This is a genomic window from Janthinobacterium sp. HH102 (genome assembly GCF_001758625.2).
GTDB lineage: Bacteria > Pseudomonadota > Gammaproteobacteria > Burkholderiales > Burkholderiaceae_D > Janthinobacterium.
In genome coordinates this window covers 3,865,523-3,878,018 of record NZ_CP062062.1, presented here as the reverse complement: position 1 = coordinate 3,878,018, position 12,496 = coordinate 3,865,523, and the positions used below count along the sequence as shown (strand labels likewise).

The 12,496-nt window shown below is 61.7% G+C and carries 10 protein-coding genes; 3 read left to right on the top strand and 7 right to left on the bottom strand.

The features are described 5' to 3' along the window. Nucleotides 1–185: 185 nt before the first annotated feature. Nucleotides 186–422, top strand: a complete 237-nt coding sequence (locus tag JAB4_RS17665) for a hypothetical protein (RefSeq protein ID WP_070218524.1) — start codon at nucleotides 186–188, stop codon at nucleotides 420–422. 308 nt (nucleotides 423–730) lie between these two features. Next, on the top strand, nucleotides 731–2,962 hold the full coding sequence (locus JAB4_RS17660) for an NADP-dependent isocitrate dehydrogenase (RefSeq protein ID WP_070218577.1): 2,232 nt from the start codon (nucleotides 731–733) through the stop codon (nucleotides 2,960–2,962). 107 nt (nucleotides 2,963–3,069) lie between these two features. Here the strand turns inward: JAB4_RS17660 and JAB4_RS17655 are convergent, their stop codons facing one another. From JAB4_RS17655 to JAB4_RS17630, 6 genes are all read right to left on the bottom strand, one after another. Next, nucleotides 3,070–3,513, bottom strand: coding sequence for a DUF411 domain-containing protein (locus JAB4_RS17655; RefSeq protein WP_070218523.1), 444 nt, complete (start codon nucleotides 3,511–3,513; stop codon nucleotides 3,070–3,072). 68 nt (nucleotides 3,514–3,581) lie between these two features. Beyond that, nucleotides 3,582–3,968, bottom strand: coding sequence for a hypothetical protein (locus JAB4_RS17650; RefSeq protein WP_070308538.1), 387 nt, complete (start codon nucleotides 3,966–3,968; stop codon nucleotides 3,582–3,584). A 41-nt stretch (nucleotides 3,969–4,009) separates the two neighbouring features. Continuing rightward, nucleotides 4,010–5,350 carry a diguanylate cyclase gene (locus tag JAB4_RS17645; protein ID WP_070218521.1) on the bottom strand — a complete coding sequence of 447 codons (1,341 nt, stop codon included), beginning with the start codon at nucleotides 5,348–5,350 and terminating at the stop codon, nucleotides 4,010–4,012. A 123-nt stretch (nucleotides 5,351–5,473) separates the two neighbouring features. Continuing rightward, a complete protein-coding gene (locus JAB4_RS17640) occupies nucleotides 5,474–6,592 on the bottom strand; it encodes a sulfotransferase (RefSeq protein ID WP_070218520.1) in 1,119 nt (372 codons plus the stop codon). Between the two features lie 33 nt (nucleotides 6,593–6,625). Further along, nucleotides 6,626–7,255 carry an adenylyl-sulfate kinase gene (gene cysC / locus JAB4_RS17635; protein ID WP_070218576.1) on the bottom strand — a complete coding sequence of 210 codons (630 nt, stop codon included), beginning with the start codon at nucleotides 7,253–7,255 and terminating at the stop codon, nucleotides 6,626–6,628. A 24-nt stretch (nucleotides 7,256–7,279) separates the two neighbouring features. Next, nucleotides 7,280–8,989 (bottom strand): methyl-accepting chemotaxis protein, encoded by a 1,710-nt coding sequence (locus JAB4_RS17630; RefSeq protein WP_175444826.1) that lies wholly within the window; start codon nucleotides 8,987–8,989, stop codon nucleotides 7,280–7,282. A 423-nt stretch (nucleotides 8,990–9,412) separates the two neighbouring features. On the opposite strand from JAB4_RS17630, the gene JAB4_RS17625 reads away from it, so the two are divergent. Continuing rightward, on the top strand, nucleotides 9,413–11,020 hold the full coding sequence (locus JAB4_RS17625) for a hypothetical protein (protein ID WP_139143838.1): 1,608 nt from the start codon (nucleotides 9,413–9,415) through the stop codon (nucleotides 11,018–11,020). Nucleotides 11,021–11,108: 88 nt separating this feature from the next. On the opposite strand, the gene JAB4_RS17620 is transcribed toward JAB4_RS17625, so the two are convergent. Then, a complete protein-coding gene (locus JAB4_RS17620) occupies nucleotides 11,109–12,473 on the bottom strand; it encodes an amino acid permease (protein ID WP_070218516.1) in 1,365 nt (454 codons plus the stop codon). Between the last annotated feature and the right edge of the window lie 23 nt (nucleotides 12,474–12,496).

Here is a 12,496-nt window from a genome sequence, read left to right as displayed (position 1 = left end):
TGAGAAAAGACAAACAATGGATGAATAAAAGAAGCAAGCACGCTCATCGTATGGCTGTTTTAATAAGCTGGCTTAATCGACATCAAGCCGACTGAGGATTTACGGGGAAGTGGGGCGGGATGGGCAGGCGTGCGCTGATAAAACAACAGACAATATTGCCAACTGAACGATGCACAGGAGGCGCCATGTCGGACATTATCGAACTGTTGCAATGGCCCGCCATGGCCGCTTCGCTGCTGGCGGCCTGGCTGGTGGGCTCGCGCATGGCCGCGCGGCGCCTTGCCGGGTTCTGGGTTTTCCTGTTCAGCAACGTGCTGTGGGTGTGCTGGGGTTGGCAAGACGAAGCCTGGGCCTTGATCGTGCTGAACGTTTGCCTGGCGCTGACGAATGTGCGTGGCATCGTCAAGAACGAGGGGCCGTGACGTCGCTTCCACTTGGATATTGTCAATATGGAATGTTTTTTCGGGGCGGCATACATGCCGTGCCGCCGCCCCGCATCCATTTCAATGCGGAAAATGGCCATTCTGGCCCGGTAGTTCCGGATATTTGCTGTCTTATATAAGATTCGTCGCCATCGGATACACAAACAGCGGCAGGACAGTCTAAAATACGCGGTGGGCAAGCACGGCGTCACCGCCGGCACACTAGCCGTCCAAAGCAAGGCTAACCGTCCTGTGTTTGGAATGAAGAAAGTTAACCACCAGGCATCACCGCATACAAGGGAATGAACATGGCAACACAAAAATCCAAAATCATCTACACGCTGACTGACGAGGCGCCGCTGCTCGCGACGTATTCCCTGCTGCCGATTATCAAAAAATTCACCGCGCCGGCTGGCGTGGACGTGGTGTCCAGCGATATTTCGGTGGCGGCACGTGTACTGGCTGAATTTCCCGAATTCCTGACGGACGCGCAAAAAGTCCCGAATACCCTGGCTGAACTGGGCAAATTGACCCAGAATCCGGACACCAACATCATCAAGCTGCCGAACATCAGCGCCTCGCAAGGTCAGTTGATCGCTTGCGTGCGCGAACTGCAAGGCCGTGGCTACAAGCTGCCCGACTATCCGGAAGATGCGAAGACCGAAGAAGAAAAAGCCTTGAAGGCCCGCTACGGCAAATGCATCGGCAGCTCGGTCAATCCGGTGCTGCGTGAAGGCAATTCCGACCGCCGCGCACCGAAAGCCGTCAAAGAGTATGCGCGCAAGCACCCGCACTCGATGGGCGAGTGGAGCCAGTCGTCGCAAACCCACGTCTCGCACATGCACCATGGCGACTTCTACCACGGCGAAAAATCGCTGACCCTGGAAAAAGCGCGCGATGTCAAGATGGAACTGGTCACGGCCTCGGGCAAGACCATCGTGCTGAAACCGAAGGTTTCCCTGCAAGCGGGCGAGATCATCGACAGCATGTTCATGAGCAAGAAAGCGCTGCTGGAGTTCTACGAGAAGGAAATCGACGACGCCTTCAAGACGGGCGTGATGTTCTCGCTGCACGTCAAGGCCACCATGATGAAGGTCTCGCACCCGATCGTCTTCGGCCACTGCGTGCGCATCTTCTACAAGGACGCGTTCGCCAAGCACGCCGAACTGTTCGACAAGCTGGGCGTGAATGTCAACAATGGCATGAGCAACCTGTACGACAAGATCGACACGTTGCCAGCGTCGCAAAAGGATGAAATCCTCAAGGACCTGCACGCCTGCCACGCGCATCGTCCGGAACTGGCCATGGTCGATTCGGCCAAGGGCATCACCAACTTCCATTCGCCGAACGACATCATCGTCGACGCGTCGATGCCGGCCATGATCCGTATCGGCGGCAAGATGTGGGGTGCCGACGGCCGTCCGAAAGACGTCAAGGCAGTCATGCCGGAATCGACTTTCGCACGCATTTACCAGGAAATGATCGGCTTCTGCAAATGGCATGGCAACTTCGATCCGAAGACCATGGGCACCGTGCCGAACGTGGGCCTGATGGCGCAGCAAGCGGAAGAATACGGTTCGCACGACAAGACCTTTGAAGTGCCTGAAGGCGGCACCGCCAACATCACCGACCTGGAAACGGGCGAAGTGCTGCTGACGCAAACGGTGGAAGAGGGCGATATCTGGCGCATGTGCCAGGTCAAGGACGCGCCGATCCGCGACTGGGTCAAGCTGGCCGTCACGCGCGCGCGCAACTCGGGCATGCCTGCCGTGTTCTGGCTCGATTCCTATCGTCCGCACGAGAACGAAGTCATCAAGAAGGTACAGGTTTACCTGAAGGAGCACGACACCAAGGGCCTGGACATCCAGATCATGTCGCAGACGCGCGCCATGCGCTACACGCTGGAACGCGCCTTCCGCGGCCTGGACACCATTTCCGTAACCGGCAACATCCTGCGCGACTACCTGACCGATCTGTTCCCGATCCTGGAACTGGGCACGTCCGCCAAGATGCTGTCGATCGTGCCATTGATGGCCGGTGGCGGCATGTACGAAACGGGCGCCGGCGGTTCGGCACCGAAACACGTCAAGCAGCTGGTGGAAGAAAACCATCTGCGCTGGGATTCGCTGGGCGAGTTCCTGGCGCTGGCCGTGTCGCTGGAAGACATGGGCATCAAGACGGGCAATGCGAAGGCCAAGATCCTCGCGAAAACCCTGGACGAAGCCACCGGCAAATTGCTGGACAACAACAAGTCGCCATCGCCACGCACCGGCGAGCTGGACAACCGCGGCAGCCATTTCTACCTTGCCATGTACTGGGCGCAAGCCCTGGCAGCGCAGAAGGATGATGCGGAACTGGCGGCGCACTTTGCGCCAGTGGCAAAAGCCCTGGCGGACAACGAAGAAAAGATCGTTGCCGAGCTGAAAGCAGTGCAAGGCAAGGAAACGGATATCGGCGGTTACTACCTGCCGGATCCCGCGAAGACGGAAGCGGTCATGCGTCCTAGCGCCAGCCTGAATGCCGTGCTCGACACCATCTGATGCAGTCCTGACAGGCAGTAAGTTCTTTACTGCCTGACAAAAAAACGCCGCCGGAAGCGATTCCGGCGGCGTTTTTCATTTTCCCTGCATCTTACTGGCCCTGCATCTTACTGGTAGTGCTTGTAAACACTGGTGCTGCCATTGCTCTTGACCAGCAAGACGTCGTATGCATCCTTGCGCGGCCCTTCCATGCCTGGCGAGCCCATCGGCATTGCCGGCACGGCCAGGCCCTTCGCCTTGGGTTTTTCGCGCAGCAGCTGCTTGATGTCGCTGGCCGGCACATGGCCTTCGATGGCGTAGCCGTTGACGAGGCCCGTGTGGCAGGAGCCGAGCGCGTCGGGAATGCCGGCCAGCTTGCGGTATTGCGCCGGCATCTCGACGTTTTTCGCGCGCACCGTGAAACCGTTCGCTTCCAGGTGCTTGATCCATTCGGAACAGCAGCCGCACGAGGCGCTCTTGTAGACTTCAATGACGGGCAGGGCCGCCATGGCGAACGTGGGCAAGCCCAGCATGGCGGCGAAGGCGCCGCGCAGTATGTAATGTTTGATCATGTGTCGCTTTCAGACGGAATAGGGCTATCGTGGCCACCGCAGTGGCCTGCTTGGGACGAGCTTGGAATTTAAGCGGAAAGCGGCCGCGGGGGCCGGCGCGGGCCGTCGGGAATGAATCCCGGCAGCAAGGTATCCGTTGCAGCGGCGACGCGTTGCGCACCCGTGCCGGCGGCGGCGGGCAGGGCGAGGCCGGGCGGCATCAGTGCGCCCAGGCAAAAGAGGGAACAGGCGCCGCACGCGGCATGCTTGGCAGGGGTCTTGTTTTCTTCCGGCGTGCCGGCGCTGTCCGTGATGGCGGATGACTGCGCGGCGTAATGCTGGCAAGCCGCTGCCATCGCGGCGGCAGGCGATGCCGCAAGCGGCGCGCACGCCCGCATGGCGCCCGCAGCGGCCGCCTGCAGCGGCAGCGCCGCGATCAGCAGCAGGATCAGCCATGTTTTGAAGAGTCTTAGCATCGCCGGAAAGTATAGCATGCGGGTACTGTCGCCAGGGCAGCCTAGCGCGAGGCGGCGGCAAGCATCTTCGATGCATACATGGCCCGGTCCGCATGGCGCAACAGCAGTTGCATGGTATCGCCGTCTTCCGGATAGTGGGCCACGCCGATGCTGACGGTGATCCGCAATTGCTGTCCGTTGCCCAGGTGCAGCGGCGCGGCCAGGGCCGCGTGGATCTTTTGCTCGATCAGGCTGACATCGGCCGGTGTGACATTGCTTTCCAGAAGCACGACGAATTCATCGCCGCCCATCCTGGCCAAGGTGTCGGTTTCGCGCATGCAATCGCGCAGGCGGTTCGCCACCGTTTGCAGCAGCAGGTCGCCACAGGCATGGCCGTGGTCGTCGTTGACGCGCTTGAAGTTGTTCAAGTCCAGGAACAGCAGCGACAGCCGGCCTTCCTGGCGGTGCGCGCGGGCGAACGCCGTGTGCAGGCGGTCGTGGAACAGGCGGCGGTTCGGCAAACGGGTCAGTTCATCGTGCATGGCCATGAACTGCATTTGCGTCTGCAACTGCCGGCGCTCGATGGCGGTCGCTAGTTGCTTTGCGACAAATTGCAGCAAATCCTGGTCTTGCGCCGTGCCGATGACGGCATCCTGGCCGCCTTGCAAGGCCAGCGCGCCGATGCTGCCCAGCGAGGAATACAGCGGCACGGCAAGCCAGCACGAGGACAGGGTGCCAGCCGCCGTTTGCAGCGCCGGCGGCAGGCCGGCCAGTTGTCCCGCCTGCAGCAGCAAGGGGCGGCCGCTGCGCAGGACTTCGTCGCACAGCAGGCTGGCCAGGGACGGCGTCGGCTGCGGCGCGCTGTCGCCGGCATGGCAGGTCATCAAAGGCTGTGCGCCGTGTTCGTCCTGCAGCAGCAAGGTCAGGCTGCGCGCAGGCAAGTGCTCGCCGATGATGTGCTGTATGCGGTACAGCAAGGCGGGCAAATCCTGCGTCGCCTGCATGGCTTCGGAAATGGCGTACAGCGCTGCCTGCTTTGCCTGCGCCTGTTTCAGCAAGGTGATGTCGCGCGCCACGGCCACGCGCAGCTGGTCGGCGGCGGACCAGCGGGCCGACCACATGATGTGGGCCAGGCTGCCATCCTTGCGCAGGTAGCGGTTTTCAAAGTGCGTCTGCGCATGGCCATCCATGATGGCGCGCGCGGCGGCCAGGGTGCGGGCGCGGTCGGCGGGGGCGACCATGTCGAGCATGAGCTTGCCGATCATTTCCTGCTGCGTGTAGCCGAAGATGCGTTCGCAAGCGGCGCTGACGAACACGAAGCGCCCGTCCACGTCAACCATGCACACGGCGTCAAGCAGCAAATCGGTGAAACTGGCGACCGGCGCGCTAATCATATGTTTCATATGCCCACCATTCTAGTGGACATTGCCGATCGATATTGAAATTGTTGTTTTTAGGGATAAGTGACTGGGCAGCGCGACTTGCCCGGCGCAGGAGGGCAGCGTGGAACTGGCGATGGCCAGACTTTAATCACTGACGACAAACGAGCCCTGGTCGAGTTGATCCAGCGTGACGATGCTGCTGCTGCCCTGCGCGCCGCTGGCCTGGCTGAGCCGTGCATGCAGCTGGGTCAGATAGTCGGCGCGGCAGCGGCGCAGCACGTAATCGCGGAAGTTATCCTGTTCCAAGGCGTGCCAGGCGCGTTCGCGTCCTTGCGCCGAGCGCTTGCCGGCCAGCTCGATCAGCGCCGGCGTGATGTTGGCGTCGCCGCGGCTCAGGCGCGCGTAGCCGTAGCGGTCCATATACGGGCCGGTGAGCGTTTCGATGAGGTTGATGTCATCGTCCGATAGTTGCTGCCTGAATTTGTCGATGTTGGTCGCGATCGGTGCATGGCAGTTGGCCGACCAGAGCGATGACAACTGCGCGATTTGCCGCGCCTCCGCCGACGCGGCCACGTCCAGCATTTGCGGCAGGAAGGCGATGCCGAGAAAATCACATACCGTTTCCAGCGTCTCTTGTTGCCGCGACAGGAAATCTTCATAGCGTATCGTCAGCACGCGCTGCGGATAGCGTTGCACGACATGGTCGGCTGCCGCATGGGCGGCCAGCCAGGTCCTGGCATTGAGCAGCGTGTCGAAATCGTGGATGATGGCGCGGTTCATCGACGCCACTTGCGCGCGCGGATCGCGCACCACGTTCAGGAACAGCATGTCGGGATATAGCCGTACGATGTCGTCGGCGTAGTGCACGCTGTCGAGCGACTTGTCCATCACCACCTGCGCCTGGCGGCGTTCGCCCGCGCGCAGCAGCAGCTCCCATGCCACGCGGTGGATGCTGCGCGACTGGCCGCGCAGCGTCTCGAACACTTCCACCGGATCGAAGACGACCCCGGGCCACTTGACCATGCTGGCCGCCGCCAGGCCCACCACATCGACCACCAGGCGAAAGTAGGCGCGGTCATCGCGCAAGTCGCCGTACAGGGGCAGCAGCGGCATCATGTCAACCAGGTGCAGTGGATACGGCGAATAAAACTGCGGCGACAGGTTCAGGCGCAGGCGCAGGGCATGGCTACCGCAGCGGCGCAAGGGGATCATCATGACGGGGCGCGGGCGCGCGCCGTCGCCGGGATGGTGGCTGCTGATCATCTCATCATTCCTCGAAAAGGTGGCCGCGCGGCATCAGATGAAGTGCGGGCACAGTTGCTGGAACAGCCGCTCGCAGGCCTGTTCCAGCGACAGCACGCCCGTGTCCAGCATAAGCGCCGGCGCCAGCGGTGCCTCGTAGGGCGCGGAGACGCCCGTAAATGCAGGGATCAGTCCGGCTCGCGCTTTTTTGTACAGTCCCTTGGGGTCGCGTTCCTCGCATAGCGCGCTCGGCGTGCTGATATAGGCTTCGATAAAATTGTCGCTGCCGATGATCTGGCGCGCCATCTCGCGGTCGCTGCGCAGCGGCGAGATGAAGGCGCAGATGACCATCATGCCGGCATCGTTCATCAGCCTGGCCACGACAGCGCTGCGGCGGATGTTTTCCTGGCGATCGCGGGGAGAGAAACCCAGGTCTCCATTCAGGTGGTGCCGCATATTGTCGCCGTCGAGCACGCAGCTCAGGTGACCCTCTGCCAGCAGCCGCCTTTCCAGCGCGTACGCCAGCGTCGACTTGCCTGCGCCGCTCAGGCCGGTCAGCCACAGCGTCGCGCCTTGCTGACCGGCCAGCAGGCCCCGTTGTTCCTTGCCGATATGGCTTGCATGCGGGAAGATGTGCGTCGCTACCACTTCGCCCGCAGCGGCGATCTGTTCCAGTTTCCCCACGTGTGCCACTCCCCCGTTGCCGGCTCAAAACTGTTCCCACTCGATTTCGCTGGGCTTGGCGACGGCCGGACGAGCCGGCTTTGCCGTGGCGGGCGCGCGCCGTACTGCCGGCGGCGGTGGCTGACGGCTGACCAGGCGCAGTCCCGCATCGCGGCCGCCAGCGATGTTGCCCACGCGGAAGACGCTGACGACATCGTTCAGGCTGTTGACCTGTTCCTGCATCGCTTGCGCTGCGGCGGCGGCTTCTTCGACCAGTGCCGCATTTTGCTGCGTCACATTGTCCATTTGCGTCACGGCCATATTGATTTGCTCGATGCCAGCGGATTGTTCCTGGCTGGCGGACATCATTTCAGACATGATGCCGGTGACGCGCTTGACGCTGGCGACCACCTCGTGCATGGTCGATCCTGCCTGTTCGACCAGCCGGTTGCCGGCCTGGACCTTGTCGACCGAGTCGCCGATCAGGTCCTTGATTTCCTTGGCTGCGGCGGCCGAGCGCTGCGCCAGATTGCGCACCTCGGTGGCCACCACGGCAAAGCCGCGCCCCTGTTCCCCGGCACGGGCCGCCTCGACCGCCGCGTTCAGCGCCAGGATATTCGTCTGGAAGGCGATGCCGTCGATGACGGCGATGATGTCGACGATCTTGCGCGCCGAGACATCGATGGCCGCCATGGTGTCGACCACCTGCGCCACCACGGCGCCGCCCTTGGTGGCGACATTGGAGGCCGATTCGACCAGCCCGTTGGCCTGGCGTGCATGGTCGGTGTTGATGCGCACGGTGCTGGTTAGTTCTTCCATGGATGAAGCGGTTTGCTCCAGCGTACTGGCCTGCTGTTCCGTGCGCGAAGACAAGTCCAGGTTGCCCATGGCGATCTGGCCTGCCGCCGTGGCGATGGTCTCGGTGCTGGCGTGAACTTGCTGGACGATCTGCGCCAGGCTGTCGCGCATCGATTGCATGGCGTGCAGCAGGCTGTGCGTGTCGCCGGGGCGGGTATGAATGGGCACGGCCAGGTTGCCGCTGGCAATCTGCCCGGCGATCGCCGCCGCTTCGTCGGGCTCGCAACCGAGTTGGCGCGTCACGCTGCGCGTGATCAGCACGGCGGCCAGCAGGCTGGTGATGAGGGCCAGCGAGCCGATGCTCAGCATCACCAGGCGCGCCTGGCTGTAGGCCGCCTCGGCCATGCTGGAGGCCTCGTTATTCTGCTTTTCCTCGACGGCGATCAAGGTGCGCAGCAATTCCCACCAGCGCTTTTGCACGGGGCGGAATTCATAGCGCAGCAGTTTGTAGGCATCGTCCTGCTTGTGCTCCAGCGCCAGCGCGGCGGCCCGCTGAATGAAGGGCGCCGCCAGGTCGCTTTGTGTGCGGATCTGTTCGAGCAGGCTTTTTTCTTCGCTCGAGGTGCCTTCCAGCTTGGCGAACATTTCCCCCAGCTTTTGCTGGGCAGCGGCGTATTTTTTTTCCTGCTCGGCGATGCGCGCGACCTCGATCTGGATCTCCTTCTCCTCCTTCAGCAAAATCAGATTGCGCAGCGCCAGCGCCCGCTCGGTCACTGTCAAGTCCATAGTCTGGGCCAGCCTGGTTTCGACGTTGTTGACCTTGGTCGCTTCATCCATGCGGTCCTGGATTTGTCGCATGCTGGTCAGCCCCAGCGCGATGACCAGCAACAGGAACAGGGCGACCAGGCCAAAGCCCATGCCGAGCCGCTTGGCGATGGTTAAGTGCATAAATTTCATATTGCCTCCTTAAGGCCGTGCTTGCGGTTCCGAATAAGCATATGCAGCTTTATCACGAAGCACTCAGCGATCATATTGATTGCGGGCGGGCGAAATATCACACTTCGTCACTTTCAGCATTTGAGCAACAGTAGAAATTTACTTGTGGCAACTGTTCAAATTGAGTTAGATGGCGAACACCTGCGAACGCTGGTATGGCGGCGGAGCATGATTTGTATCAAGAATGAAAAATTTTCATGCTCCTTTGCGCTCATGATTTCACATTTCACGTCGTTATAGCAGTGTCTGCTTAGCGCTTGAGATGCGACCCATCCCTTGCTCTGAGAAAACATGGCAGTACTCGACGGCTACCAGTTATCAAAAAATGAAAGTTATGCATACTTTACCTAACCATCCATCTTCGTTTAGCAAGGCATAAGACCCATGACCTCCGTCTCCTCGATCCCGAGCTGGAATCCAAGTCCCTCACGCGCGCCCAATGCCGCTGCCACCAAGGCGGATGCCGCGCCGTCTCCGGCGCCGAGCCCGTCCTCCATTGTTGACATCGGGGCGACGCAAGCCGTCGCGCAGCTGCTGCCTTCGCCGACGATATGGGAAAGCGCGACCCGCAACAAGGTGAGTGAGGCGATGACAAAGAGTTTTTCTTCGCATGCGTTTGGCGGCCGCTTCAGCGGCCTGGGCGCGGCCATGCTGGGGCAGGCCAAGCTGGGCAACTACAATTTCTCGCAGGCGATGCGGCAGCCGCCGCCGAGCACCACGCCGAATGTCTATGCGGCGTCCGGCATCGCGCCGGGCAGCCTGCATGGCAATGGCGAAGACAAGGTTACCCTCAGCATCACGACCAAAAGCGGTGTGGAAGTCAAGCTGTCGCTCGACAGTCAGGGCGACGGCCTGGCCGTGAGCATGACGACCAGTGGCGACCTCAGCGACGCTGAAGCCAGCGCCCTGGGCGACCTGGCGAAGGGTTTTCAGGACGCCATCGATGGCATGGGACGGGATACGCCGAAAATCAAGCTGGAAGGCTTGATGCAGTTCGACCAGCAGTTGCTGGCGTCGGTGAAACTGCATGCGGAAGTCAAGGTGCGCGGCGAGATAGAGGGCGTGCAAACCCTGGATTTCCAGGCCGATGGCGCGCAGCGCCAGGTCAGCTTCAGCGGCGAGGCCGGCTCCCTGGACCTGAAGGTCGACGCCAGCCAACTCAATACCCTGGGCAGTCGCGAACGGCAAGCCAAGGCGCTGGGCAGCTACATGAAGCAGTTCGACCAGGCGGCGTCGCGCGGTCATGGCGACGCGGGCCTGGTGGCCATGCTCAAGGATAGCTTTACGGCCTTGCACAGCAATACCGCCGCGCCGCAAGCGGCCACGGACACACCCGAGACGGGCAAGTGGCGCCTGGCGGCCGAGGACAAGTCCATCCTGACGGGGCTGGCCGATTTCAGCGCCTCCGTATCGCAGGCCGTGAAATTCAGCAATCCCATGCGCAGTTCGGAAAAGGATGGCTTCAATTATGAAGTGTCGCAAAAGACGCTGCAGGCCGGCGCCAGCCAGGACGAGCGGTCAGTCAGGCAGCAGCAGCAATCGAAGCTGAGCGCCAGCTTCCATGAGACCCTCGTCCCCGGCGTGCCGCTGCGCCTGACGGACAGCACGGAATCGCAGAACTATACGTATCATCAGATCGAGGATACGGCCAGCAGCGATGCGCAGGTGGCCTACAAGGATGGCAAGATGGTGAAGGCGAGCTTGCGGCAGGAGGGCAAGCAGTCCGAGCATGTCATGAAGTATTTCCTGGCCAAGCTGGAATCGGACAAGACCATACCAGGCAATTATTCCGTGCTGCGCGATTTGCTGCCCGTGCTGGGACCGTACCGGACCGGAGAGCTCGGCATGACGCCCGAGAAGAAGGCGGAGCAGCGCCAGCAGGCGATGCTGACCTTGAGCGACGATGTGCTGCTGCAATCGTATGCGGGTCAGACCGTCAGCATGTGGCGAACCGATGCACAGCCGGAAGAGGGCGGAGCCGCCGTCGCGTAGACATGACCGCGCGTCCATGCAAAAAGCCCGTCTGCGAAGACGGGCTTTTTGCTTGCTTGTTGCTTGGCTGGATGCGGCGCAAAACAGCCTATGCCTTGGCCTTGTTTTGCTTGATCCAGTAGCCGACGCCCAGCGCGGCCAGCCACACGGGAATCAGGTAGACGGAGATGCGCAGGCCCGGCGTCAGGTACATGATCACCAGGATGCCGGCCAGGAACACCAGGCACACGTAGTTGGTGAACGGGTAGCCCAGGCTCTGGAACAGGGTCGTCTTGCCCTCGGCCTTCTTTTGCGCGCGGAAACGCAAATGGATCCAGCTGATCATGGCCCAGTTGATGATCAGCGCCGACACGACAAGGCCCATCAGCACTTCGAACGCTTCGCCCGGCATGAAGTAATTGACCACCACGCAGGCGCCCGTCGCCAGCGCGGACACGCCCAGCGCCACCAGCGGCACGCCGCGGCGGTTCAGGTGCAGCAGCGCGCGCGGCGCATTGCCTTGCTTGGCCAGGCCGAACAGCATGCGCGTGTTGCAGTACACGCCGCTGTTGTAGACGGAGAGTGCCGCCGTCAGCACCACCACGTTCAGGGCCGTGGCCACCAGGTTGCTGTCGAGCGCATGGAAGATCAGGACAAAAGGGCTGCCGCCGGTGACGACGTTTTGCCACGGGTACAGCGACAGCAGGATGCCGAGCGCGCCGATGTAAAAGATCAGGATACGGTAGATGGCCTGGTTGGTGGCGCGCGGAATCGTCGTGCTCGGATCATCCGCCTCGGCCGCCGTGATGCCTACCAGCTCCAGGCCGCCGAACGAGAACATGATGACGGCCATGGCCATCACCAGCCCCTGCCAGCCATTCGGGAAAAAGCCGCCGTGCTGCCACAGGTTGGCCACGGACGCCTGCGGCCCCGCGTCGCCGGAAGCGAGCAGATACGCGCCGAAGACGATCATGCCGATGATGGCGACCACCTTGATGATGGCGAACCAGAATTCCATCTCGCCAAAGGCTTTGACATTGAGCAAACTGATGGCGTTGATCGCGCAGAAGAAGATCAGTGCCGAGACCCAGGTCGGCACGCCCGGCCACCAGTACTGCACGTAGATGCCGACGGCCGTCAGTTCGGCCATGCTGACGAGCACATACAGCACCCAGTAGTTCCAGCCCGACAGGAAGCCGGGCAGGTGGCCGCAGTATTTGTCGGCGAAATAGCTGAAAGAGCCGGCGACGGGTTCGTCGACCACCATCTCGCCCAGCTGGCGCATGATCAAAAAGGCGATGACGCCGGCAATGCCATAGCCGAGCAGCACGGAAGGGCCGGCCATCTTGATGGTTTGCGCGATGCCCAGAAACAGGCCGGTGCCGATGGCGCCGCCCAGGGCGATGAGCTGGATGTGGCGGCTTTTCAGGCCGCGCTTGAGCTCTTGTGGTTCGGTATTCCCGACTGCCGTCATATGTTTTATCCTGTTTTTACGGG